At 69.2% G+C, this 24,203-nt stretch carries 26 protein-coding genes and 2 tRNA genes; 9 read left to right on the top strand and 19 right to left on the bottom strand.

Translation table 11 applies throughout. The features are described 5' to 3' along the window. Positions 1-3: 3 nt before the first annotated feature. From IEX91_RS05545 to rdgB, 3 genes are read left to right on the top strand one after another with little or no spacing between them, the layout of a single operon-like run. Positions 4-1,647: a bifunctional N(6)-L-threonylcarbamoyladenine synthase/serine/threonine protein kinase gene (locus IEX91_RS05545; RefSeq protein WP_188877616.1), complete on the top strand. Its 1,644-nt coding sequence runs from the start codon at positions 4-6 to the stop codon at positions 1,645-1,647. 38 nt (positions 1,648-1,685) lie between these two features. After that, positions 1,686-1,955 (top strand): DUF5808 domain-containing protein, encoded by a 270-nt coding sequence (locus tag IEX91_RS05540; protein ID WP_188877615.1) that lies wholly within the window; start codon positions 1,686-1,688, stop codon positions 1,953-1,955. Positions 1,956-2,008: 53 nt separating this feature from the next. Beyond that, positions 2,009-2,551: an RdgB/HAM1 family non-canonical purine NTP pyrophosphatase gene (rdgB, locus tag IEX91_RS05535; RefSeq protein ID WP_188877614.1), complete on the top strand. Its 543-nt coding sequence runs from the start codon at positions 2,009-2,011 to the stop codon at positions 2,549-2,551. Positions 2,552-2,563: 12 nt separating this feature from the next. On the opposite strand, the gene IEX91_RS05530 is transcribed toward rdgB, so the two are convergent. From IEX91_RS05530 to IEX91_RS05515, 4 genes are all read right to left on the bottom strand, one after another. Continuing rightward, positions 2,564-3,049, bottom strand: a complete 486-nt coding sequence (locus IEX91_RS05530) for a DUF7384 family protein (protein ID WP_188877613.1) — start codon at positions 3,047-3,049, stop codon at positions 2,564-2,566. 126 nt (positions 3,050-3,175) lie between these two features. Beyond that, the gene (locus IEX91_RS05525; RefSeq protein ID WP_188877612.1) at positions 3,176-4,135 is read right to left on the bottom strand and encodes an ABC transporter ATP-binding protein; all 960 of its coding nucleotides are present in this window, start codon (positions 4,133-4,135) and stop codon (positions 3,176-3,178) included. Beyond that, complete coding sequence (locus IEX91_RS05520; RefSeq protein ID WP_188877611.1) at positions 4,135-5,100, bottom strand: ABC transporter permease; 966 nt, start codon at positions 5,098-5,100, stop codon at positions 4,135-4,137. Before IEX91_RS05520 ends, IEX91_RS05525 begins: the two co-directional genes overlap by 1 nt. Before the next feature lie 4 nt (positions 5,101-5,104). Further along, positions 5,105-6,181 (bottom strand): substrate-binding domain-containing protein, encoded by a 1,077-nt coding sequence (locus IEX91_RS05515; protein ID WP_188877610.1) that lies wholly within the window; start codon positions 6,179-6,181, stop codon positions 5,105-5,107. A gap of 60 nt (positions 6,182-6,241) precedes the next feature. Here IEX91_RS05515 and IEX91_RS05510 point away from each other — a divergent pair, with 60 nt between their 5' ends. Next, the gene (locus IEX91_RS05510) at positions 6,242-6,934 is read left to right on the top strand and encodes a TOBE domain-containing protein (protein WP_188877609.1); all 693 of its coding nucleotides are present in this window, start codon (positions 6,242-6,244) and stop codon (positions 6,932-6,934) included. A gap of 28 nt (positions 6,935-6,962) precedes the next feature. Here the strand turns inward: IEX91_RS05510 and IEX91_RS05505 are convergent. From IEX91_RS05505 to IEX91_RS05495, 3 genes are all read right to left on the bottom strand, one after another. Beyond that, a tRNA-Thr gene (locus tag IEX91_RS05505) sits at positions 6,963-7,034 on the bottom strand. Positions 7,035-7,099: 65 nt separating this feature from the next. Continuing rightward, positions 7,100-7,765, bottom strand: coding sequence for a DUF7114 family protein (locus IEX91_RS05500; protein WP_188877608.1), 666 nt, complete (start codon positions 7,763-7,765; stop codon positions 7,100-7,102). Between the two features lie 75 nt (positions 7,766-7,840). Then, complete coding sequence (locus IEX91_RS05495; RefSeq protein WP_188877606.1) at positions 7,841-8,650, bottom strand: NAD+ synthase; 810 nt, start codon at positions 8,648-8,650, stop codon at positions 7,841-7,843. Positions 8,651-8,777: 127 nt separating this feature from the next. Between IEX91_RS05495 and IEX91_RS05490 the strand changes: the two genes are divergently transcribed. Beyond that, positions 8,778-8,848 (top strand) — tRNA-Gly (locus IEX91_RS05490). 271 nt (positions 8,849-9,119) lie between these two features. Here the strand turns inward: IEX91_RS05490 and IEX91_RS05485 are convergent. From IEX91_RS05485 to IEX91_RS05470, 4 genes are all read right to left on the bottom strand, one after another. Further along, on the bottom strand, positions 9,120-10,568 hold the full coding sequence (locus tag IEX91_RS05485) for an NCS2 family permease (protein WP_188877605.1): 1,449 nt from the start codon (positions 10,566-10,568) through the stop codon (positions 9,120-9,122). A gap of 123 nt (positions 10,569-10,691) precedes the next feature. Beyond that, on the bottom strand, positions 10,692-11,405 hold the full coding sequence (locus IEX91_RS05480; protein ID WP_188877603.1) for a phosphoribosyltransferase family protein: 714 nt from the start codon (positions 11,403-11,405) through the stop codon (positions 10,692-10,694). Positions 11,406-11,569: 164 nt separating this feature from the next. Further along, on the bottom strand, positions 11,570-12,097 hold the full coding sequence (gene pyrE / locus IEX91_RS05475) for an orotate phosphoribosyltransferase (protein WP_188877602.1): 528 nt from the start codon (positions 12,095-12,097) through the stop codon (positions 11,570-11,572). Between the two features lie 81 nt (positions 12,098-12,178). Continuing rightward, positions 12,179-12,727, bottom strand: a complete 549-nt coding sequence (locus IEX91_RS05470) for a CDP-2,3-bis-(O-geranylgeranyl)-sn-glycerol synthase (protein ID WP_188877600.1) — start codon at positions 12,725-12,727, stop codon at positions 12,179-12,181. A gap of 126 nt (positions 12,728-12,853) precedes the next feature. On the opposite strand from IEX91_RS05470, the gene IEX91_RS05465 reads away from it, so the two are divergent. From IEX91_RS05465 to IEX91_RS05450, 4 genes are all read left to right on the top strand, one after another. Next, on the top strand, positions 12,854-13,528 hold the full coding sequence (locus tag IEX91_RS05465; RefSeq protein WP_188877599.1) for a DUF502 domain-containing protein: 675 nt from the start codon (positions 12,854-12,856) through the stop codon (positions 13,526-13,528). 303 nt (positions 13,529-13,831) lie between these two features. Next, positions 13,832-15,619 carry a site-2 protease family protein gene (locus IEX91_RS05460; protein ID WP_188877597.1) on the top strand — a complete coding sequence of 596 codons (1,788 nt, stop codon included), beginning with the start codon at positions 13,832-13,834 and terminating at the stop codon, positions 15,617-15,619. 49 nt (positions 15,620-15,668) lie between these two features. Further along, complete coding sequence (locus tag IEX91_RS05455; protein ID WP_188877596.1) at positions 15,669-17,099, top strand: heme-binding protein; 1,431 nt, start codon at positions 15,669-15,671, stop codon at positions 17,097-17,099. A gap of 233 nt (positions 17,100-17,332) precedes the next feature. Beyond that, positions 17,333-17,593 (top strand): glutathione S-transferase N-terminal domain-containing protein, encoded by a 261-nt coding sequence (locus IEX91_RS05450; protein WP_188877594.1) that lies wholly within the window; start codon positions 17,333-17,335, stop codon positions 17,591-17,593. 51 nt (positions 17,594-17,644) lie between these two features. Here IEX91_RS05450 and IEX91_RS05445 read toward each other — a convergent pair whose 3' ends face one another. Genes IEX91_RS05445 through IEX91_RS05410 form a run of 8 tightly spaced genes read right to left on the bottom strand, consistent with a single transcriptional unit; the run spans position 17,645 to position 24,197 of the window. Beyond that, a complete protein-coding gene (locus IEX91_RS05445; RefSeq protein ID WP_188877592.1) occupies positions 17,645-18,037 on the bottom strand; it encodes a DUF6276 family protein in 393 nt (130 codons plus the stop codon). 43 nt (positions 18,038-18,080) lie between these two features. Further along, on the bottom strand, positions 18,081-18,758 hold the full coding sequence (locus IEX91_RS05440) for a V-type ATP synthase subunit D (protein WP_188877590.1): 678 nt from the start codon (positions 18,756-18,758) through the stop codon (positions 18,081-18,083). A 6-nt stretch (positions 18,759-18,764) separates the two neighbouring features. Continuing rightward, a complete protein-coding gene (locus IEX91_RS05435; protein ID WP_188877589.1) occupies positions 18,765-20,189 on the bottom strand; it encodes a V-type ATP synthase subunit B in 1,425 nt (474 codons plus the stop codon). Further along, a complete protein-coding gene (locus IEX91_RS05430; protein ID WP_188877587.1) occupies positions 20,189-21,940 on the bottom strand; it encodes an ATP synthase subunit A in 1,752 nt (583 codons plus the stop codon). Before IEX91_RS05430 ends, IEX91_RS05435 begins: the two co-directional genes overlap by 1 nt. After that, entirely contained in the window at positions 21,937-22,278 is a 342-nt protein-coding gene (locus IEX91_RS05425; RefSeq protein ID WP_188877586.1) for a V-type ATP synthase subunit F, read from the bottom strand. The genes IEX91_RS05430 and IEX91_RS05425 overlap by 4 nt, the downstream gene beginning before the upstream one ends. Next, positions 22,275-23,333 carry a V-type ATP synthase subunit C gene (locus IEX91_RS05420; protein WP_188877585.1) on the bottom strand — a complete coding sequence of 353 codons (1,059 nt, stop codon included), beginning with the start codon at positions 23,331-23,333 and terminating at the stop codon, positions 22,275-22,277. Before IEX91_RS05420 ends, IEX91_RS05425 begins: the two co-directional genes overlap by 4 nt. Further along, on the bottom strand, positions 23,330-23,914 hold the full coding sequence (locus IEX91_RS05415) for a V-type ATP synthase subunit E (RefSeq protein WP_188877583.1): 585 nt from the start codon (positions 23,912-23,914) through the stop codon (positions 23,330-23,332). The genes IEX91_RS05420 and IEX91_RS05415 overlap by 4 nt, the downstream gene beginning before the upstream one ends. A 7-nt stretch (positions 23,915-23,921) precedes the next feature. Next, positions 23,922-24,197 (bottom strand): F0F1 ATP synthase subunit C, encoded by a 276-nt coding sequence (locus IEX91_RS05410; RefSeq protein WP_188869526.1) that lies wholly within the window; start codon positions 24,195-24,197, stop codon positions 23,922-23,924. Positions 24,198-24,203: the final 6 nt, after the last annotated feature.

Genomic DNA, 24,203 nt, shown 5'->3' with positions numbered 1-24,203 from the left:
TTCATGCGCGTCGTCGGGATCGAAGGGACGGCGTGGTGTGCGAGCGCCGCGGTGTTCGATACGGAGCGCGATCGCGTCAGGATCGAGTCCGACGCGTACGAACCGGAGAGCGGCGGTATTCACCCGCGCGAGGCCGCAGAGCACATGCGCGAGGCGATCCCGGCGGTGATCGAGACCGCCCTCGAAGACGCCGAGGGTCCGATCGACGCGGTGGCGTTCGCGCGCGGGCCGGGCATCGGGCCGTGCTTGCGGATCGTCGGGTCGGCGGCGCGCGCGCTCGCGCAGGGTCTCGACGTCCCGCTCGTTGGCGTGAACCACATGGTGGCACACTTGGAGATCGGTCGCCATCGCTCGGGGTTCGAGTCGCCGGTCTGTCTGAACGCGTCCGGAGCGAACGCGCACGTCCTGGGGTATCACAACGGGCGCTATCGCGTGCTCGGAGAGACGATGGATACGGGCGTGGGGAACGCCCTCGATAAGTTCACGCGCCACGTCGGCTGGTCGCACCCGGGCGGTCCGAAGGTCGAGGACCACGCGAAGCGCGGGGAGTACGTCCCGTTCCCGTACGTCGTGAAGGGGATGGACTTCTCCTTCTCGGGAATCATGAGTGCCGCGAAGGACGCCTACGACGACGGGACGCCCGTCGAGGACGTCTGTCGGGGCTTAGAGGAGACGGTGTTCGGGATGCTGACGGAGGTCGCTGAGCGCGCCCTCTCACTGACGGGGCGCGACGAGCTCGTCTTGGGAGGCGGGGTCGGCCAGAACGCCCGGTTGCGCGGGATGCTGGCGGCGATGTGTGAGCAGCGCGGCGCGGGCTTCTACGCGCCCGAGCCCCGTTTCCTCCGGGACAACGCGGGGATGATCGCGGTGCTCGGTGCGAAGATGTATCGTGCGGGCGATACGCTCGACGTCGCGGAGTCGGCGATCGACCCGGATTACCGGCCGGACGAGGTGGCGGTGACGTGGCGCGACGACGCGGAGGACGTGTTGCTCGGCGGGTCGGGCGGCGACCTGCGCGGCGCGGAGGCGATCGTCGAGGCGGACGAGACGAGAGTGACGAAGACTCGTCGGCCGAAGGGATACCGTCACGACGCGCTCGACGCGCGCCTCCGCCGGGAGCGGACGACGGGGGAAGCGCGCCTGCTCTCGGAGGCGCGGCGCGTCGGCGTCCCGACGCCCGTGCTCTCGGACGTCGACGTCCCGGAGAGCACGCTGCGGATGGAACGGGTCGGCGACACCGACCTGCGCGACGCGCTGAATGAGGCGCGCATAGCCGCCGTCGCCGAGCACCTCGCGGCGATCCACGACGCGGGCTTCGTCCACGGCGATCCGACGACCCGGAACGCGCGCGTCACGCGCAGCGTGACGCGGGACGAGCGAGCGGGAGCGGAAGCGACACACGGGCAGCGCGCCTCGCGCGATGGGAGGGCAGAGCGCGTCCACCTCATCGACTTCGGCCTCGGCTACTACACGGACGACGTCGAGGATTACGCGATGGACCTCCGCGTCTTCGAGGGGTCGATCAGGGGGACGGCGAGCGACCCCGAGCCGCTCGTCGCGGCGGCGGAGGCGGCGTACCGCGAGGCGGGCGATCCGGACGTCGTCGCGCGCCTGCGGGAGGTCGAGGAACGCGGGCGTTACCGATAGCGAAAAGCTTCTTCCCACCGCCCACCGTAGCGTCGCGTATGCCCGAGAAACCCACGTCCGGCGAACTGTTCGGCGTCCCGTACAACTTCGAGCGTCCGTCGCTCTCGAACATGCTGAAGGCGTATTGGCAGCCCGGCGAGGGGATGCTCGTCGAGAAGCCGTTCGGCGTCGGCTACACGCTGAACCTGGCGAACTGGCGCTCGTGGATCGTCCTCGCCATCGCCGGCGTCCTCCTCTGGCAGCAACAGCAGGGCGAGGACGAGGAGGGGGCGGTGGACGAGGCCGTCGAAGTCGTCGTCGACGAGTAAGCGTCGCCGACGGTTTCGAACGCTCTTTGGTCCGCGGCGATGCACGATAGGCCATGAGCCTACTCTTCGTGACGACGAACGCCGGCAAGGTGCGCGAAGCGCGCGACTACCTCGACGCGGCCGTCGAACAGTTCGACTACGACTACGCGGAGATCCAGAGCGACGACCTCGCTGCGATCGCGGCGCGCGGTGCGCACGAAGCCCACGAGGCCGCGGGCGGCGGCGATCCGGTGATCGTCGACGACTCGGGGCTGTTCGTCGGCGGCCTCGGAGGGTTCCCCGGGCCGTACTCCTCGTACGTAGAGGACACGCTCGGGATCGAGCGCGTCTGGGAGCTCGTGCGGTCCCTCGACGACCGCGCGGCGGCGTTCCGCTCCGTCGTGGCGTACGCGGACGGGGAGACGGTCGAGACGTTCACCGGGGAGGTGTCGGGGCGGATCGTCGCACCGCGCGGGGCCGGCGGGTTCGGCTTCGATCCGATCTTCGAGCACGAGGGAGAGACGTTCGCGGAGATGGGGACCGAGGCGAAGAACGCCGTCTCGCACCGCGGGCGCGCGCTCGCGTCGCTCGCGGAGTGGCTGGCCGAGCGCGAATAAGCGAGGGGGACGTCAGGCGCGCGGATCGCGGTCCGGGCCGGGGTAGTCACCGCCGACGACCTCGGGGTAGAGGCGCTCGGGGTCGAAGAGACGCGCGAACCCGTCGGGTGGCGAGAAGCTCACGGTGACGTACTTCTTGACGGTCGCGTTGGTCCGTGCGCTCCGCAGCGATTCGTCGAAGGTGAGGACGCGCGCGGCGTCGCCGTGCGCGGCCGAGGCGAGCGCGGGATGGTCGCCGTCGGGGTGATCGACGAGCGCCGCCCGCGACGCGACTTTCTCGCGCCAGTCGGTGGCGAGGGCGCCGTCGGCGAGGTCGGCGATCACGGCCTCAGCGTCGTCGAGCAGCGCGTCGCTCGCCACGAGCGTCATCCACGAGTGCGCGCGCACGACGTCGAGGGCGTCGCGGGCGGCCCCGCCGACGAGGAGGTCCGCGGCGAGGACGTCGGCGTCGGCGACGACGCGCGAGACGTCCGGCGGATCGGGGTCGCGTCTACTCATCGGCACCCCGACGGTCGGCGAGCGCGTCGCGCACGTCGTCGAGGGCGACGTCGTAGTCGGCGGCGCGATCGAAGAGGGCGTCCCAACGTTCCATACGCGACGGCGAGGGTCGGCGCGCGGATAAAGTCACGCGTCGGCGTCGCGTCCCCCACGGGGGAGGACGTGCCAGCGCCCGGGCGGGACGGCGACGGTCGTCTCCGTCGGGGGATCGGTCGGCGCGTACGCGACGAGTTCGGCGTCCCCGACGGCGAGCGTGACGCGGTGCGCGGCGTCTTCGCGGACGGCGCGCGTGACGCGCGCGGGGACGCCGGTGTCGACGCCGACGCGGACGTGTTCGGGGCGGACGGCGAGCGTCCCCGTCGGGGCGTCGAGGCCCGCGGGGAGGTCGGTACTCTCGACGACGGTGGCGCCGGTGAAGGCGGCGACGAAGCGGGTCGCGGGGCGCTCGAACACCGCCTCCGTCGGACCGACCTGCGCGACGCGACCGCCGCGGAGGACGGCGACGCGATCGGCGACGGCGCGCGCGGTCGTCCGGTCGTGGGTGACGTACACCGCCGTCTCGTCGGCGAGGACGTCAACGAGGTCGTCGCGGAGGCGCTCGCGCGTCGGGGCGTCGAGCGCGGAGAGCGGTTCGTCGAGGAGGAAGGCGTCGGGGCGGACGCAGAGCGCGCGCGCGAGCGCGACGCGCTGTTTCTCTCCCCCGGAGAGCGTCTCGGGAGAGCGCGTCGCGAGGTCCGCGACGCCGAGGCGCGCGAGGAGGGCGTCCGGGTCGCGGGCGTCCTCGTGGTACGTCGCCCCGAAGGCGACGTTTTCGCGGACGCTGAGGTGGGAGAAGAGCGCGTAGTTCTGAAAGACGAGGCTGAGATCGCGCTCCTCGGGCGGCGCGTCGTCGAGGGAGCGACCGTCGAGTTCGATCGACCCGTCGTGGTCGTGGAACCCCGCGAGGAGTTCGAGGAGGAGCGTCTTCCCGCTCCCGGAGGGCCCGAGGAGGCAGAGCGTCTCGCCGTCGCGGACGGTCAGGTCCGCGGCGACCTCGAACGTCGTCGCGTCGTCGCGGAACGCGGCGCGGACGTCGAAGCGAAGCACTAGGCCCACCTCCCGGCGTCGCGGGTGAGCGCGCGGACGGCGAGGAAGACGACGACGCAGACGGCGAGGAGGCAGACGGCGACGGCGACGGCGGCGTCGAAGTTGACGTCGAGTTCGCGGACGACGAAGACGGAGCCGAACATCGCCTGCACGCGCTCGCCGGCGGGCGGGTAGAAGACAGAGACGTTGTACGCGACGACGGCGACGGCGCCGTACTCGGAGACGGCGCGCGCCCACGAGAGGATGGCGCCGGAGAGGACGCCCCGGACCGCGAGCGGCGCGGTGACGCGGCGAAAGGTCTCGAAGCGCGAGGCGCCGAGCGAGCGCGCGGCGCGTTCGGCGTCGCGATCGACCGTCTCGAATCCCTCGCGTGCGCCGTCAACCGCGTAGGGCGCGCTGACGAACGCGAGCGCGAGGACGAGGCCGGGGACGGCACCGAGGACGGGGAGCGTCGGGAACGCCCCGCCCTCGCCGAACGCGAGGAGGACGGCGAGACCCGCGACGCTGTGCGGGACGACGAGCGGGAGGTCGACGAGGGACTCGACGAGCGGGCGCCCCGGGAAGCCGCGGCGCAACAGGAGCGCGAGCGGGACGCCGAGGACACAGGCGAGCAGCGTGGCGAGCAGCGGGGCGTAGACGGAGAGGTAGAGCGTTCGTCGAACGTCTGGACGGGCGAGCGCGGCGAGCACGCTCTCGGGCGAGGCGACGGTGACGAGCGTGACGAGCGGATAGACGAGCGCGACGAGGAGCGCACCGCTCAGGCAGGCGGCGACGATGCCGAACGGGCCGCGGTCGGCGAGCGCACCGAGGCAGGCGGCGCTGGCGACCGCGAACGCGACGTACAGGGTGGGACGACCGAGAGCGTCGGCGACGAGGAACGCCGCGACCTGCACGGCGCCGACGGCGAGCACGAGCGCGCGGGCTCCAAGCGCGGGAACGCCGCCGTAGCGAACGTCCGTGGACACGAGTTCAGAGGGACAGGGGGCCAAGCGAGGACTTCGCTTTCGCTTCCGCCATCACGGCGTCGGGCACTGCGTCCGACGACGACGCCGGTACCACCGCGGTGTCGAGCGCGGAGAAGCCGTCCCGTGCGACGACGTCCGCGCCGTCGCCGAGCGCGTACGCGATCCACTTCGCGCCCCAGTCGGGGTGCTCGGCCGTGTTCGGGACGGTGATCCCGTACGCGATGGGCGCGCCCGTGTACGTCGTCCCGCCGGCGTTCACCGTGGCCTTCGCGTAGTGGTCGGCGTACGCGCTCGTCGCCTTCGAGAGGTCGACCGCGTGCTGGAGGTCGAGCGTGTTCACGTCGTGGGTCGCGCTCGTCGACTGGTACTCCCACGCGTAGTCGATCTTCCCCGAGTGGAGCTGACTCAGGAGGGCGACTTCGTCGCTCGCCGGGACGTGCGCGTTGTCCTTCAGCGACCGCGCGGTCGCATCGTCGTAGAGCGCGTCGCCTCGGAAGGGGATCGCACCGAGATCCATCGACATGAGCGAGCGATATCCGTTCGGATCGACCGCGGGGTCAGAGTGCGCGACAGAGACGTCGTCGCGCGTCAGGACGTCCCACCAGTTGTCGGGCGTGATCTCGTCGGCGTACGCTGAGTCGTCCGTGTACGCGAGCGTCATCGCATTCGTCGAGAAGATCGCGTACCAGTCGCCGTAGTCGGGGAGGAGGTCGTCGCGGAGCAGCCGGAAGTCCGCGACGGCGAGGACGTCCGCGGCGCGATGGGGCGGCTGCGTGATCTTCTTCGTCGAGCGTACCGACCCCGCGGACTCCTGACTGACCGCCGCGTCGTAGCGCTCGGTGAACCCGTCCTCGAGGTCGTCGAACGCGGCCGTGAGACTCCCGGCGTGGAAGAGTTGCACCGTCCCGGACGAGTCCGACGACGCACTCGCTTCGCCCGTACTCGACGATCCCGAGCCCGTCGAATCCGTCGCGCTCTTCGCACCCGAGCCGCCGTCAGTCCCGACGCAGCCGGCGAGACCGCCGAGACCCGCGACACCGAGCGCACCGAGAACGTCGCGGCGCGACCGTTGTTTCGTCATAGATATAACGCTCGCGGCCGGCGACATAACGGTTTTGCTCGGGGATCGGATATGGTCGATATGGACGCCGACGCCGGCTTCGACGCCAGCCTCCGCGCCGACGACGTGGCGTTCGGCGCGCGCGATGCCGCCCTCCTGCGCGCGATCGACGCCACGGGATCGCTGAACGCCGCGAGCGACCGCCTCGGTCGCTCCTACTCGCGCGCTCACGAGCGACTCGACGACTTGGAGAACGCTTTCGGGCCGCTCGTCGAGCGAACGCGCGGCGGCCCCGGCGGCGGCGGCACGACGCTCACCGACGACGGTCGCGCCCTCGTCGCGCGCTTCGAGCGCCTCCGCGCGGGCTACGCCGCCATCGCCGAGACGACGGTAGCCGTCCTCGACGGGACCGTCACGGACCGGACGGGCGAGCTCGGCGTCGTCGACACCGAGGCGGGTGCGATCCGCGCGCTCGTCCCACCGGACACCGATCGCGTCGAAGTGAGCGTCCGCGGCGACGCCGTCACCCTCCACGACCCGGACGCGTCGCCGGCCGCCGACGCCACGAGCGCGCGCAACCGCTTCGAGGGCGTCGTCACGGCCGTCGAGCGCGGTGACGCGGTCGTCCGCGTCGCCGTCGACATCGGCGCGGGGACGCCGATCGACGCGCTGCTCACGGCGACGAGCGTCGAACGCCTCGACGTCGAAGAAGGGGCCTCGATCGTCGCGTCGTTCAAAGCCACCGCGACGCGTGCGACGCCGCGGGAAGCGTGACTCGGCGAAGAGGAAGGGGAAGGAGAAGAGCCTAGGCCGGGATTTGAACCCGGGGTCTCGTCCTTACCAAGGACGCGCTTTACCGCTAAGCTACCCAGGCAGGCACTCTTCCGTAGCCCGGTTTCGACTTTAGGGGTTTCGATTCGAGTCGGAGAGGGCGACCCGTCAGTGATCGGTCGCGGAGGGGCGGACGGCGTCGTCGCTCTCGGGCGCGGACGGGCCGGCGACGCGCGCCATCACGTCCGCGGGGCGCTCCGGGAGGACTTCCGCGGGGGAGCCGAGCGGGCGCTCACCCCACGAATCAGCGAGACCGACCGCGTACTGTCGGAGACCGAGCGGGACGTCGGCGCCGACGGCGCTCGCGCCCGCGACGACGGCGAGGTCGAAGACGGAGGCTTCGAGCGAGCGCGTCGTCGACTCGCGCCCCGCCTGCACGTCCGTCCGCTCGCGGCCGAACTCCCGGACGGTCCGGACGGCCGCGTCGGCGGCCTCAGTGCGCGCGAGCAGGCGAAAGCCCTTGGCGACGAGCACGTCCGCGGCGAGGACGTCGAGGTCGGCGGGCGTGTCCGTTTCGTCGCCCGTCCACGGGACCGTCTCGACGAGGTCGCGGGTGAGCACGAGTCCCTCGTAGACGAGTTGGACGCCAGCGGCGCGCTCCGCGAGTCGGTCGCCCGTGTGGCCGGGCGTCGCGTTCGCCGCGAGGAAGACGAGCGCGCCCGGGACGACCGAGCACTGAGCGAGTCGGTCGGCCATCGCGCGCTGGAGGTCGGACGGTTCGACGTCCCGGACCGCCTCACGTGCGGCGGCCCGAGCCTGCTCGGCCTCTTCCATCGGTTCGACGTAGCCCGGCGAACGGCAAAGGCCTTTGGAAAGCACGGACGCCCGCCGCACGTCCATTTTCGCGCCTCAGAAGAGCGCGTCGGGCGCGGGCGGGACGTGGCGCTTGTGCTCGCTCGCCGCGTGGAGGTCCCGAACGTGCTCGACGTTCTCGATCGTCGTGTCCGCGATCTCCGCGGTGGCGGCGGGCGGGACGCTCCCGTCGATCGTCAGCGCGATGACGGCGTCGAGCGTGTCGTAGTCCATCCCGATCTCCTCCTCGTCGGTCTGCCCCGCCCAGAGACCCGCGGTCGGCGTCTTCTCGACGAGGTCCGTCGCCGCGCCGAGGTCGGCGGCGAGCTGCCGGACCTGCTGTTTGTACAGCGTGCCGAGCGGGTGGCAGTCGACCGCCCCGTCGCCGTACTTCGTGAAGTAGCCGATCGCCGCCTCCGTGCGATTCCCCGTCCCGAGCACGAGCCCGCTCTCGTGGTTCGCGACGAGATAGAGCAACACCGCCCGCGAGCGCGCGCGGGCGTTCCCGACCGCGATCTGATCGCCCTCCGCCTCCGGCACGGCGTCGAGGAACTCGTCCACGATCGGGTTGATCTCGAGGACGTCGTACTCGATCCCGAGCGTCTCGGCGACGCGTTCGGCATCGCTCATGTTGTCCGCGTCGCTCACCTCGCCCGGCATCACGAGGCCGTGGACGCTCTCCGCGCCGAGGGCCTCGACCGCGAGGTACGCCGTCGTCGTGGAGTCGACGCCGCCCGAGAGCCCGATGACCGCGCGCTCGGCGTTCGCGTCCGCCAGTTGCCCCTCGATGAACGTCTCGATGTGAGCGCGTTGTGCGTCGAGTTCCTTCTCCGAGAACTGTAAGTCGAGCGGCTCGATGTCGGACATACGCGACCCTACACCCGGCGACGACTAAAACCCACTCGCCGACGCGAAACGGTGGACGCGCGTCCAGTATCGAAACGCTACGTTCAAGTGGGAGAGCGGACTACGCTGTGACGCACGGGACGCGAGCGCACCGGTGGTCTAGTGGTAGGACATGAGCTTCCCAAGCTCATAGCCCGGGTTCAATTCCCGGCCGGTGCATTTCCATCTTTTTCCGAGTCGGGTGTGGTTCGAGAGAGCTTCGCTCTCTCGTCATCACGAAAGGCGCGACGCGCCTTTCGAACGACGCGGAGCGCACCCGTCCCCGCAAAAACATGGGTGAAAATCTCCCGCGAGCCGACGGCTCGCGGTACAGTATCGAACCCGCACGCGACAGCCGCGACGGCTGCGCTAAGCAGCGTCTGTTACTCTCAGCCCACGAGCGCGTTATCGAGTTAGAATCCGGCAAGCGAAAAAGCAGCGACAGTCCGCCTCAGACTGCAGTCTGGAGGACGCCGCTCGTGCGGACGAAGAAGTAGACGAGGAAGGCGAGCGCGAGGAGCCACTGACCGATACGGACCTCGGCGGCGTCCCCGACGGCGGTCTTGACGACGGGGTAGGCGATAATGCCGGCGGCGATGCCGTACGCGATGGAGTAAGTGAAGGGCATCACGAGGATCGTGAGGCCGGCGGGGATCGCGTGCGTGAGGTCGTCCCAGTCGATCGCGGTGACGTTCGAGAGCATCAGGATGGCGACGACGACGAGGGCGATGTGACTCGCGTACTGCGGGATCGCGGCCGCGAGCGGGACGACGGCGAGCGAGAGGAGGAACAGGACAGCGACGACGAGCGCGACCATGCCCGTCCGGCCGCCCTCCTCGACGCCGGTCGCGGACTCGACATACGTCGTGACGGTCGAGGTGCCGAGCATCCCGCCGATCGTCGTGCCGACCGCGTCCGCCATCAGCGGCCGGTCGGCGTCGGGGAGGTCACCGTCCTCGTCGAGGAAGCCGCCGGCCTGTCCGACGCCGACGAGCGTCCCCGCGGTGTCGAAGAAGTCGACGAAGAAGAACGTGAAGACGATGAGCGCGAAGCTGAAGGCCTCGACGTTCGCGAAGCCGCGGAGGAACGCGCCGACGAGCGGGCCGATGTCGTACTGCGCCTGCGGCAGTTCGCTCGCGGCGATGCCGCCCTGCTGGACGAAATCGCCGATCAGGACGCCGGGGCTGACGACGCCGATGAGCGTGAGCACGGCGCCCGCGGCGGAGGTGACGAGGATGCCGATGATGATGCTGCCCGTGACGCCGCGGGCGTAGAGCGCGAGGGTGAAGAAGAGGCCGACGAGCGCGAGGACGGCGACGGGGTTCTGTGCGAGGTTTCCGAGCGTGAGGAGCGTCGCGGGGTCGTCGGCGACGACGCCCATCGCCTGCAGACCGATGATGGCGAGGAAGAGACCGATCCCGGTCCCGACGGCGAACTTCACGGGTTCGGGGAACAGCTTGATGACGTACTCGCGGGCGCCGACGGCGGTGAGGAGGATGAAGACGAGGCCCTCGACGACGACGGCGGCGAGCGCCGTCTCCCACGGGACGCCGAGCGTGCCGACGACGGTGAACGCGAAGAAGGCGTTGAGCCCGAGACCGGGCGCGAGCCCGAACGGCCGGTTCGCGTAGAACGCCATCACGAGCATCGCGATCGCCGACGCGAGGAGCGTGACGACGGCCAACATCTGGACGGTCTGGTCGTGGCTGTAGCCGGCGAGCGCGACGCCGGGTTTGACGACCTCGCCGTCGGCCGTGACCTGCGTCATGATCGACGGGTTGACGACGACGATGTACGACATCGCGAGGAAGGTCGTGATGCCGGCGACCACCTCCGTGCGCAGGTCGGTGTTGTGCTCCTCGAAACCGAAGTACGCCGCGAGTGTATCGGTGAACCCCATGCGGTACGTCCGTGGATACCCCGTCGTGCGGACTTAACTGTTACCACCTGGGTTGCACGACACTGTGGGTATCAGGCGTCTCGGTCATCTCGTTCGACACGAACGTGCCGAAAAATAAGGCAGTCAGTCGAGTTCGGCGAGCGCGCCCGTCGGCGCGTCGGTGCGGGTCCGGGCGCGTTCGATCCCCTCGTCGCCGGCGGCGATGAGCGCGAAGACGCCCGCGACGTCGGCCTCGGCGGCCGCGACGATATCGAGGAGGAGCTCCTGCGTCTCGCCGGATCGGATGAGGTCGTCGACGACGAGCACCGACTCGCCCGCGTCGACAGCGGACGCGGGGAGGTAGTAGGTGAGTTCGATACCGGACTGGAGGCGCTGGCGGGCCTCGATGAACTCGTCGACCGCGGTCTCCTTCGACTTCTTCGCGTACGCGCAACGCGCGTCGTAGTACGACGCGAGCGCGGCGGCGAGCGTGATGCCGTCCGTCGCGGCGGTGAGGACGACGTCCGGCCGCTCGAAGTCGAACGACTCGGCGGCGACGGGCGCGACGAGGTCGAGGAATGCCTGATCGAAGACGACGTCGGAGTTGTCCACGTACCCCTCGTCGTCGAGGCGGACGCGCTCCGCGAGTTCGTCGCGGAGGACGCGCTCACCGACCTCGGAGACGACGGCGCGCGCGCGGTCGGCGCTCGGGAGCACGTGGCCGTTCACGTAGCGGTTCAGGTCGCCCGCCGGGAGACCGGTCTCCGCGGCGAGTTCGTCGTACGTACGCGTCTCCTTCAGGGTCCGCAGGACGGAGACGGCCTGCAGTTGGAGGGCGGCCTTCTCTGCACGGTTCATACACCTAGTCACGATTACAGAGGTATGAATATCTCGAATCGAGTGCAACTGGAAAGAGACAGTGTTGCGCAAACGTGTAGTCACACGTGCGCGGCCGTCGAGGACGGCGTCGTGGCGCGGCCGACGGGGGGCTGTCCCGCCGTCGCGCTCGTCGCGAGGAGGAGTTACCGATCGCCGTCGAGCAGGTCGCTCGCGGTGACGAGCGCCTCCATCTCGACGCCGTGTTCGGCGAGGCGTTCCTCGCCGCCCTCTTCGCGGTCCACGACGAGGAGTGCGCGGTTCACCTCCGCACCGGCGTCGCGCAGTGCCTCGACGGCGTCGGCGGCCGATTGGCCCGTGGTGGCGATGTCCTCGACGACGACGACCTCCTCGCCGTCCGCGAGGCGGCCCTCGATCCGGTTCGCGGTGCCGTACTCCTTGGCCTTCTTGCGCGCGATGACGTACGGCACGTCCGCGGTGACGGCCGTCGCGGCGGCGAGCGGCACCCCGCCGAGGGCGACGCCGCCGAGTTTCGCGTCCGCGTCGATCCGCTCGGCGAACGCCTCCGCGATGAGGCGCAGACAGCGCGGGTCGGTCTCGAAGAGGTACTTGTCGACGTAATACTCGGAGGTGCCGCCGTGCGACAGTTCGAACTCGCCGTACTGGACTGCGTCGGCGTCCTGCAGAGCCGCGATGAGCTCGTCGTCCGTCATTACCCGAAGAGAGGCGGCGAGGCCGATAAACGACGCGATCGGTCGCGGGACGTCCCTCATCCGCTCGCCGCGACGCGTCGCTCACCAGGGTTCGTCCTTCAGCCCGAGGAGGTACGCGACGCCGTTCGTGAGGACGTGAAGCACGGGCGTCAACACCAGCACGACGACGACGACGGTGAGCGTGAAGGTATCGCGGAACCACCCGGGCGCGGCGACGGCCGTGAGCGCGAGGGCGACGACGACGAAATCGAGCTGGTCGAGGAGGGGGAAGGCGGAGCCGCGCTCGCGGCCCGAGCGGCGTTTGAGGAAGGACGCGAGGACGTCACCGAGCATCGCGCCGAACGGGAGGGTGAGGGCGACGACCGGCGGGAATCCGGGGAGGGCGGTGCCGACGGCTCCGGCGACGGTCGGCGCGACGGCGTCGAGGGCGAGCGCGAGCGCCGCGCCGGCGAGCGTGCCGAAGAGAGTGCCGCGCCACGTCTTCCCGTCGCCGAGGATCCGATTGCCGTCGCGCCACGTCCGCCCGCCGTCGATGGGGCGCCCGCCGCCGGCGAGGACGGCCGCGTTGTTCGGGACGTACGCGGGCAGCATCGTCCAGAACGCGACGACGACGGCCTCGACTGGGTGCATGGCTCGTCGGTGCGTCGCCGGGTGCTTAACGGCTTATGTCTCGCCGTGGGCGGTGGGGCGGTAGGGAATCAGCGACGGCCGCCGACGCTAGACGTTTATCCCCGTTCCTCTCGCATCGTTTCGACAATGAGTTCGTGGAAGCGGGACGCGGCGAGTGGGCTCATCGTCATCATCCCCGTCCTCGTCACGCTCTACATCATCTACTGGGTGTTCGGATCGCTGGCGAGCGTGGCGCTGATCGCGACGCAGATCCGGAACCCGTACCTCGCGGTGCTGTTGACGCTCGTCGTCTTCGTCCTCGTGGTGTTCGCCGTCGGGTACCTGATGCGGACGGCGCTCGGACGGTTCCTCGAGGACCGCCTCGACGACGTGATCAATCGCCTCCCGGGGTTGCGGATCGTCTACAACGCCTCGAAGATGGCCGTCGAGACGGCGCTGAACGGCACCGAGGAGTTCCAGAAGCCCGTGAAGGTCGAACCCTGGGACGGGATGCGGATGACCGCCTTCCGAACGGGACAGCGCGCCCCCGACGGCCGCGAGATCCTCTTCATCCCGACGTCGCCGAACATCACCTCGGGCTACGTCGTCGAGGTCGAGCCCGAGGACGTCATCGAGACCGGCGAAACGGCGGAGGATGCGCTCACCCGCGTCCTGTCGGCCGGGTTCGGAAACAGCACTACCGGCGCGAGCGACGTCTCGAAGTACCTCGACGAGACGGAGCGCGAGAACGACGAGGAGCGCGACGAGACGGGAAGAAGGCCGAACGGGACGGCGGACGGATCGGACGGTGGTGCGGGCTGACCGAGGCGACGGCGCGACGGGACGAGCGGCGGGGATCGGACGAGAACGAGAAAGGGGGTGAGGTGAGGCGGTGGCCGTCCGGCGTGAGAGGGAGACGAGACGGACGCGTCGGTGGCGGGACGGCGCGGCGCGTCGCGCTCGCGGGGCTTTGCGTGCGCGACGTCGCCGTCGGCTCGCTGCGTAGGGAGAAGCGACGCTTCTCCCGATGGTCGGGCTTTGCGCGCGAGCGGTCGCCGAAGGCGGCCGGAGCCCGAAGACGGTCGTTGGGTAGGCTTATCGGTGCGGCACGGAAAGGGTGGATCGATGGACGCCTGGCTGTGGGTCCTCGCCGCCGTATTGGTCGTGTGGATCGGAGTGGCGACGCTGGATCGGAACGGATACCTCCCCGACTACGTCGGGACGATGGGGCCGATGCTGACCGTGCACACGAAGCGGGGGCGGGCGCTCCTCGATCGGATCGCGACGCCCAAACGGGCGTGGCGGGCGTGGGGAAACCTCGGGCTCGGCGCGGCGCTGACCGTCGGCGTGGCGATGTTCGTGTTCCTCGTCGTGAGCGCCCTGAACATCGTGCAGAACCCACCAGCGGCGACGTCGCCGGTCTCCCAACCGCGAAACGTCCTCGTCATCCCGGGCGTCAACGACTTCCTGCCGCTCGACGTCGCCCCGGAGATCGTCCTCGGGCTCCTGATCGGGATGCTCGTCCACGAGGGGGGCCACGGGATCCTCTGTCGCGTCGAGGACATCGACATCTCTTCGATGGGCGTCGTCCTCCTCGCGGCCATACCGATGGGCGCGTTCGTCGAACCCGACGAGGAAAGCCAGAGCGAGGCCGCGCGCGGATCGAAAGCGCGGATGTTCGCGGCCGGCGTGACGAACAACTTCTTCCTGACGGCGCTCGTCTTCCTCCTCCTGTTCGGGCCGGTCGCGGGCAGTATCTCCGTGGCGTCCGGCGCGGCGGTCGGGAGCGCGTTCACGGCGTCACCGGCCGCGCAGGCGGGGATCGGGCAGGGCGATCGCATCGTCTCCGTGGAGAACGAGTCGATCGCCAACAACTCCGAATTCGACGCGGCGCTGGCCGACTCCGCGACTCGGCGCGTCTCGGTCGGCCTCGCGTCCGGCGAGACGACGACCGTGAATCGCTCGCTCCTCGTCCGGGCCGCGCCGACCGCCGGGCCGTTCGCGGAGATCGGGCGGAACAACACCGTCACGGCCGTGAACGGAACCCCGGTCTACACTCGGGCGGGGTTCGCGGACGCGGTCACGAACCGATCGATCGCAGCGCTGACAGTGCGGAACGGGACGTCGGGCGAGACGACGACGGTGACGGGCCCGATCGGCGCGCTCGCCGTCGTCCAAGTCGACGGTCCGACCGCGGAATCGACCGACCTCCCCACGGGCGAACCGATCGTGATCACACGACTCGGCGGACGGCGCGTCACGACGTACGATGACGTGAGCGCCGCGCTCGCGGGGACCGAGCCCGGAGACACCGTGGCGCTGACGGCGTACGTGAACGGCTCGGCCGTGGAGCGGACGGTGACGCTCGGGGCGAGCCCCGACGCTGACGTCGGCTACTTGGGCGTCCTCGGGACGTACGGGACGACGGGACTGTCCTTCACCGACTTCGGGGTCCACCTCTACGACGCCGCGTCCTACCTCGACTACATGAGCGGGAACGTCGGCGACGGCGGGCTCGCCGGGTTCGTCCGCGCCGTCGCGGCGACGCTCGTCCTCCCGTTCATCAGCCTCGTTGACCCCTCGCTCTCCTTCAACTTCGCGGGCTTCTACGGGTGGAACCTCAACTTCTTCGCGGTCGAGGGAGCGCTCGCGGGGCTCGGCGGGGCGACGTTCCTGCTGGCGAACGTCCTCTTCTGGACCGGGTGGATCAACCTCAATCTCGCGTTCTTCAACTGCATCCCCGCGTTCCCGCTCGACGGGGGTCACCTGTTGCGCACGAGCGCGGAGGCCGTGATCGCGCGCCTCCCGATCGACGAGAAACGCCGCGCGGTTCGGACGGTGACGACCGGCGTCGGTCTCGCCATGGGCGTCAGTCTCCTGTTGCTCGTCTTCGGGCCGCGCCTCCTCGGTTGAGCGCGCCGGACTGGAAAGACCCTTGGGCCCACTGGCCCAACACCGACGTATGGTAGACGCGCCCGAGACGGCTGAGGGATGGTTCTCCCTCCACGATTTCCGGACGATCGACTGGGACGCGTGGCGGGACGCCCCCGAGCGCGAACGCGAGCGCGCGCTCGAGGAGGCCGAGGCGTTTCTCGCGGACCGCGAATCGCTCGTCGACGCCGAGGCGGGAGATTCGGCGGTCTTCAGCATGCTCGGCCACGAGGCCGACCTGCTGTTCGTCCACTTCCGCCCCGAGCTCGACGACCTCGACGCCATCGAGCGCTCCTTCGAGTCGACGGCGTTCGCCGAGTACACCGAGCGGACCTACTCCTACGTCTCCGTGACGGAGGTATCGGGGTACGTCAGCGACGAGTACTTCGAGGACCCGGAGAGCGTCGATCCGGGCATTCGTCGCTACATCGAGGGGAAGCTCACGCCGGACATGCCGGACGACGCCTACGTCTGCTTCTACCCGATGAGCAAGCGCCGCGGGCCCGAACACAACTGGTACGACCTTTCCTACGAGGAGCGTGCCGACCTCATGGAAGGTCACGGCGACATCGGCCGCGAGTACGCGGGGAAGGTCCGGCAGGTCATCGCCTCCTCGGTCGGGCTCGACGACTGGGAGTGGGGCGTGACGCTGTTCAGCAACGACCCCGTGGAGCTGAAGGACATCGTCTACGAGATGCGCTTCGACGAGTCCACCTCGAAGTACGGCGAGTTCGGCTCCTTCTACATCGGCCGGCGCTTCCCACCGAGCGACCTTCCGGCCGTGTTGGCCGGCGACCCCGTGCCGACGAGCGACCACGGGGACGAGGACCACCACGATCAGGCGCACGAGTCGGGTGACGACAGCCACCACGGTGACGACGGGGGCGACATTCGCGACGAACTCGACGACCTCGACGTCTACGCCGGCCAGCCCCACGGCGAGGACGTCTACGCCGTCGTCGTCTACTCCGAGGCGGACGTCGACGAGCTCACCGGAGAGGTTGAGGGCCTCACCGAGAGCTTCGATCACTACGACACGCACGTCCGCACGAGCGTCTACGAGGGGGAGGCAGAGCACGCCGTCGTCAGCCTCTGGGACACCCAGTCCGCCGCCGACACCGCCGCGGGCTTCCTCACCGACCTTCCCGGGGTCACGCGGAAGGCCGGGGAGCGTGAGGACGGCTGGGGGACGATGGGGATGTTCTACACCGTCAAGCCCGAGTACCGGGACGACTTCGTCGAGACCTTCGACGAGGTCGACGATCTCCTCGCCGACATGGACGGCCACATCGACACCGAACTCCTCGCCAACGTGGACGACGAGAACGACATGTTCATCGCCAGCCAGTGGGAGTCCAAGGAGGACGCCATGGCCTTCTTCCGCAGCGACGCCTTCGGCGACACCGTCAGCTGGGGCCGCGACGTCCTCGCCGATACGCCGCGTCACGTCTTCCTCGCCTGATCGGGGCCTCGGACTCTCCGCGGTGGCTCGTCGCCACGCACGGTTCGAGGGCACGCCCCCCGTCGCCGGACGGGCCGGCACGGTCGACCCGACCCCCTGCCTTCGCGTGGAAACCACCCGACTGCACACGCGTCCGACCGTCATCGTTCACTTTCACTCCGTACCCGGGCGGAGGCCGACGCGCTCGCCGCGACGCCATGGCTTTTGAGGCTCCTCGCCCTCCGTACGCGTGTATGCTCGAACTCTACCAGTCCGAAGGCTGCCCGCACTGCGCGAAGGTCCGACAGAAGCTCAGCGACCTCGGAATCTCCTACGTCATCCACAACCCCCGCCTCCCCGGCGGCGAGGGCGGCGACGTCACGAACGAGGTCACGCACGACGAACTCCTCGCCGGCGGCGAGGATCAGGTCCCGTACCTCGTCGACACCGATCGCGAAGTCACGATGTACGAGAGCGACGACATCGTCGAGTACCTCGACGAACACTACGCCTAGGTCGGCCCGAAGCGCGGCCCTCGGTTTTTCGCGGCGCGCGATAAGAAGCCGTCAGATGAGCTGTTCGAGCTGCCGCGCTCGTCGATCGAGGTCCAAGAACGGCTCCACTCCGTCGTCCGCGGCGAGGCGTTCGAGGGTGCGGAGCACGTCGGTCCCTCGGGTCTCCGCGTACGCCGCGACGGCGTCGATCTCCGCTCGGTAGAGGACGAGCGAGTCGAGCAGCGCGAGCAGGCAGGCGAGCGCGACGGCCGCCTCGTCGTTCACCGGGAACGCGTCGCTGACGCGCGCGAAGTCCGGGGACGCCGTCGGCGGATCGTCGAGCGGCGTCACCGAGAGACAGCGCGTGCAGAGCGCGGCCCCGGGTCGGTCGTCCGGTAACTGATCGCGGAGGTCGTCGGGGATCGCGAACGCGACCGTCGGGGCGTCACAGCGCGGGCAGGACATACCGACAGTCGCCGCGCGGCGGTGAAAAAGGGACGTGGGAGAGCTAGTCCACGATGCCGGCGTCGGCGGCAGCGGCCTCGGCTTCGGCGCGCTCTTCCTCCTCTTTTTTGTCCTTGACCTTCTTCATGCGGAAGATCTCCTCGCGTTCCTGCTCTTCGAGCTTCTGCTCGATGTAGTCCTGTGACTCGTAGAGGTCCGGTAGGACGGTGAACTCGAGGGCGTTGACGCGGCGTTTCGTGCTCTCGATCTCCTCCAGGAGCTTCTTCATCGCCGTCTCGACCTCCGCGGCGAGGACGATCGTCTCGAGGAGGTCCTCGTAGGCCTCGGCGGCCTCGTCGATTCGGGAGCTGGTGCCGATGACGCCGTAGCCGCGCTGGTCGAGGCTCTTCGAGACGCGCGAGGCCTCGATCTGCGGGACGACGACGCCCATGATGTTGTTGGAGCGGACCGTGATCTCGGGGTGCTCCTTCAGCGCCGCCGCCGCGCCGCGGACCGCGACGTCGCCCTCCATGGCGCGCGCCATGTTGATCGTCTGTTGGGCGTCCTCGTAGTTCTGCTCGAGGTCCGCGCGGACGTCCTGCGCCTGATCGAGGATGTCCATGAACTCCATGATGAGGCCGTCACGCTTCTGTTCGAGCGTGTCGTGGCCCCGCTCGGAGAGGTCGATCCGGTCCTCGATCTCCATCAGGTTCTTGCGCGTCGGTTTGACGTCCTCGGCCATGGTGCGTTAGGCCTCCGCTTCCTCGGCGTCGTCCGCCGTGTCGGGCTCCTCGCCCAGGTAGTACTCCTCGATGAACTCCTCGTCGATGCGCGAGAGCTCGCTCTTCGGGAGGATGGAGAGGACGTCCCACGCGATGTCGAGGGTGTCCTCGATGTCGCGGTCCGTGTGGAACCCCTGATCGACGAACTCCTCTTCGAAGGCCTCTGCGAAGTCGAGGACCTTGTTGTCGCGCTCGTCGAGCGCCTCGCGGCCGACGATGTTCACGAGGTCGCGCAGGTCCTTCCCCTCCGCGTAGGAGGCGAAGAGCTGGTCGGAGACCCCGCTGTGGTCGGCGCGGGTGACGCCCTCGCCGATGCCGTCGTCCATCAGGCGGGAGAGCGACGGGAGCACGTCGATGGGCGGTTCGACGCCCTGGCTGTTCAGTTCGCGGCCGAGCATGATCTGCCCCTCCGTGATGTACCCCGTGAGGTCGGGGATCGGGTGGGTGTCGTCGTCGCCCGGCATCGTGAGGATCGGGATCTGCGTGACGGAGCCGTCCTCGCCCTGCAGGCGTCCGGCGCGCTCGTAGAGCTGAGCGAGGTCCGTGTACATGTACCCCGGGTAGCCACGGCGACCCGGCACCTCCTCGCGGGCGGCGCCGATCTCGCGGAGCGCCTCACAGTAGTTCGTCATGTCCGTGAGGACGGTGAGAACGTGATAGCCCTTCTCGAAGGCGAGGTACTCGGCCGTCGTCAGCGCCATCCGCGGCGTGACCGTCCGCTCGACGGCGGGGTCGTCCGCGAGGTTGAGGAAGACGACGGAGCGTTCGAGCGCGCCCGTGCGCTCGAAGTCGTCCATGAACTCGTTGGCCTCCTCCTGCGTGATACCCATGCCGGCGAAGACGACGGCGAACTCCGTCTCCTCGCCCTCGTCGGCGACGTCCTCGGGGACGCTCGCCTGGCGGGCGATCTGGAGCGCGAGTTCGCTGTGCGGGAGCCCGGAGGCGCTGAAGATCGGGAGCTTCTGTCCGCGCACGAGCGTGTTCATGCCGTCGATCGCGGAGATGCCCGTCTGGATGAACTCCTCGGGGTACTCTCGGGCCGTGGGGTTGATCGCGGCACCGACGATGCTCCGGCGCTCGTCGGGCACGATGTCCGGACCGCCGTCGATCGGGTTCCCGGAGCCGTCGAGGACGCGACCGAGCAGGTCCTCCGTGACCGGGAGCTTGAGCGTCTCGCCCAGGAACCGGACGGACGCGTCCCGCCCGACACCCTCCGTTCCTTCGAAGACCTGGATGGCGACGTAGTCCTCCGCGGTTTCGAGGACCTGGCCGCGCTTGACTTCGCCGCTCGGCGTCTCGATCTCGACGATCTCGTCGTAGCCGATCGGTTCGTCGGTCTCGACGTACACCAGCGGGCCGCTGACCTCCGTGATTGTCTGGTACTCTTTCATTAGTAGAGGGCCTGCAGCTGTTCCGTGATCTCTTCCTCGAGCTCCTCGACGTACGCCTCGTACTCCTCCTGCGTCGCGATCCGGTTGAGCCGGGGCGCGGCGTCGATGGAGGTGATCTCCTCGATCGGCGCGCCGGCCTCGAGGGCCGCGAACGCCTCGTCGTTGTACGTGTGGATGGCCGTGAGGATCTCGTAGGTCTTCTCCGGCGGGGAGAACGTGTCGACGTCGTGGAACGCGTCCTGCTGGAGGAAGGCCTCGCGGATGTAACGCGCGACGTCGAGCGTCAGGCGCTGGTCGTCGGGGAGCGCGTCACGACCGACGAGCTGGACGATCTCCTGCAGTTCGTCCTCCTCGTCGAGGACGTCGACCGCCCACTGGCGCTCCTCCGGCCAGTCGGGGGCGACGTTGTCTTCGAACCACGGGTCGAGCTGGTCCTTGTAGAGCGAGTACGACTCCGTCCAGTTGATCGAGGGGAAGTGACGGCTCTCGGCGAGGTCGGCGTCGAGCGCCCAGAAGCACTTCACGATACGGAGGGTGTTCTGCGTGACCGGCTCAGAGAAGTCCCCGCCGGGCGGGCTGACCGCGCCCACGACGGAGACGGAGCCCTCCTCGCCGCGCAGCGTCTCGAAGCGACCGGCGCGCTCGTAGAACTGCGCGAGGCGCGCGGCGAGGTACGCGGGGTAGCCGCCCTCCCCGGGCATCTCCTCCAGCCGGGAGGAGATCTCGCGCATGGCCTCCGCCCACCGCGAGGTGGAGTCGGCCATCAGCGCGACGTCGTACCCCATGTCGCGGTAGAACTCCGCGATGGTGATACCCGTGTAGATGCAGGACTCGCGGGCCGCGACCGGCATGTTCGAGGTGTTGGCGATGAGCGTCGTCCGCGCCATCAGCGGGTTGCCGGACTTCGGGTCCGTGAGGTTGGGGAAGTCCTCGATGACCTCCGTCATCTCGTTCCCGCGCTCGCCACAGCCGATGTAGACGACGATGTCCGCGTCGGACCACTTGGCGAGTTGCTGTTGGGTGACCGTCTTCCCGGAGCCGAAGGGGCCCGGGATGGCCGCCGTCCCGCCCTTCGCGATCGGGAAGAGACCGTCCTGCACGCGCTGGCCCGTGACGAGCGGTTCGGTCGGCGTGAACTTCTCCGCAGAGGGACGGGCCTGTCGGACCGGCCACTCCTGGTGCATCGTCACTTCCTCGCCGTTGTCGAGGACGACGATGGGTTCCGTGACGGTGTGCTCGCCCTCGTTGACTTCGACGACTTCGCCGCCCTCGAAGTCCGGGGGCACGAGAACTTTGTGCTCGATGCTGACCGTCTCGGGGACGGTCCCGACGACGTCGCCGGGTTCGACGACGTCACCCGCGGAGACCGTCGGGGAGAAGTCCCAGGAGGCCTCCAGATCGATCCCCGGGGAGTCGACCCCGCGGTCGAGGAACGCACCCATCTCGTCCTCGAGGACGTCGAGCGGGCGCTGTACGCCGTCGTAGATGGTGTCGAGGACCCCCGGGCCGAGATCGACCGTCAGGGGTTCGCCCGTGTTCTCGACCGGTTGGCCCGGCGAGATCCCGGACGTCTCCTCGTATACCTGGATCGTCGTCGTCTCGCCCTCTATCTCGATGACCTCGCCCATCAGCCCTTCGTCGCCGACGTAGACGACGTCGTTCATCTGGGCGTTGAGGCCCGTGGCGGTCACGACCGGACCGCTCACGCTCGCGATTTCGCCGGTGTCTGTTGCGGTGTCTGTCTGGCTCATTCGTTCGCACCTTCGTCTTGGTCCATCAAGTCGATCCCGATGGCCCGCTTTATCTGTTCGCGCATTCCACTGCTCCCGCCGCTGCCACCGCCGATGGTGACGACCGTCGGCTCGACGCTCGTCTCGACCGCCTCGCGGACCTGCCGCGAGAGGTAGTCGAGATCGTCCGCGTGCATCACCACGATCCCGACGTCGTCGGTGTCGAGAACGTCGCTGACCGCGGCGTCGAGCCGTTCGTCTTTCTCCTCCTCGGGGACGTTCCGGAACTCGCGGACGCCCGCGAGGCGAAAGCCCGTCGTGAACTCGGCGGTACCGATGACGGCGATCTCCTGGCTCATAGCATCACCAGTTCCTGTTCGATCTCCTCGCCGCTCAGACCGACCTCGCGGCCGCGCGCGATCGCTCGGATGTTGTCGACCTCGCGCTCCTTCGCGAGGACGTACGCGAGGACGGGACAGACCGAGAGCGGGAAGACGTGTGAGAGGTGATCGGCGTACCCCAGCAGGGCGGTGTCGAGCGCGTGCTCGAACCCGATGAGGGTGTCCGCCGACTCCAGCCGTTCGAGCGCCGGGCCGAGTTGCTCGCTGTACCGGCTCTCGCGGAGGCGTGCGACGAGCTCGTCGCGGTTCTCCACGAGCGACGCGAGCTCGGTGGCCTCGAAGAGGCGACCCCCGGCGATGTAGTACTCCGAGGGATCGATGCTCGCGCCGCTTCGCGCGAGGCGGAACGCGTTGCGGATGTTCCGGAAGTCGACCTCCGCCTGGAGGAACTTCACGAACTCCCGCGTCCCGCTCTCCGTCGTGGCGTTCAGCCCGCGGAGGAGCGTGCTGTAGAACGTCCGGTCGACGGCGTTCTCCAGGGGAACGAGCGCGCCGGTCTCCTCGTACTCGGCGAGCGCGTCCGCGAGCGGGTCGCCGAAGACGGTCTCGGCGAGCGCGTCGACGATCGCCTGAACGCTGCCGCACTCTTCGAGCGTCGTGAGGAGCGCCTCGTCGAACTCCCCGGCGCGGATGAAGTCATCGTCGACGACGCCCGAGTCGGTCTCCGAGTAGACGCCGCGGAGGGCCGTCTTCACGTTCCACGCGTCGAACTTCCGGAGGTAGCGCGAGATGAGGTCGTACAGCGTCCCCTGCGACCATTCGAGGAGGTCGTCGAAGTGCCGCGCGAGGTTCCGGTTGAGCGCGTGCTCGACGAGGTCGACGCCGGAGTGGCGAGAGCCGAGCGCGTCGATCTCCGGGCCGTACTCGGACTCCCCGAGCGACCGAGCGATCTCGCTCGGCCCCATCCGCGTGAGCGTGTCGTACTCGTCGGCGTCGAGCAGGAGCGCCCACCGCGAGCGCACGCGTGCGTTCACGTACGAGTAGTTCGACGCGTCGCGGCTGATGACGTTCATCGGTCGTCGAACAACCGGTCGGAGATCTGCTTCAGTTCGTTCTCCCAGACGTCCTCGAGGACGCTGTCGAACGTGTTCTTCACGCGAACGCGGGACGTCTCGCTCTCGACGACGACGCCGCCGAGACAGTCGTATTCGCCCGCCGTCGTGACGTTCGGGCGCTCGTCGAGGAGGTCCTCGAGGAGCGCTTCGTCGCCGGGTGCGTAGTGGACGGCGAGCTGCTCGTCCTCGTCGAACTCCGCGAGGGAGTCGGTGAGGAGCGAGTCGGTCAACGAGCGGCGCTTCTCTGCGTCGAGGTCGGTGAGACGCGACTCGACACGGTCACGGACGTCGTCGAGCGCCTCTCGCCGGGCGCTCATCCGTTCGTGTTTGGCTTCGAGCTTCGCGCTGGAGAGTTCCTGCTCGCGCAGCTGGTCGATCTCCTGCTCGACCTCGGCTTCGGCGTCGGCGACGATCTCGTCGGCCTCCGCTTCCGCCTCCGCGACGATCTCTTCGGCTCGCTCCTCCGCCTGCTGACGGATGGCCTCGGCTCGCTCCTCGGCCTCCGATCGGATTTCCTCCGCGACCGTTTCGAGACTCATCGTGGGCTTAGACGATGAAGATGACGACGATCGCGAGGATGACGAGCGTCTCCGGCAGGACCGTGAACAGGAGGCCGATACCGAAGAAGTCGCTGTCTTCTGCGATGGCACCGACGGCGGCGGCACCGATGCCGCCCTCAGCGATCCCCGCACCGAGTGCGGCGATACCGACGCCGAGTGCGGCACCTGCGGCGGGCGGGAAGGCGACCGTGGAGCCGGCTTCCGCGCTCTGCTGTGCGATCAGTCCGAGCATGTTGATGGCTGCGACGAGGGTTTCGTACATTATTGG

The organism is Halarchaeum nitratireducens (assembly GCF_014647155.1).
Classification (GTDB): Archaea; Halobacteriota; Halobacteria; order Halobacteriales; family Halobacteriaceae; genus Halarchaeum; species Halarchaeum nitratireducens.
Note: the sequence above shows the minus strand (reverse complement) of the source record. Positions and strands in the feature narration are given on the sequence as shown.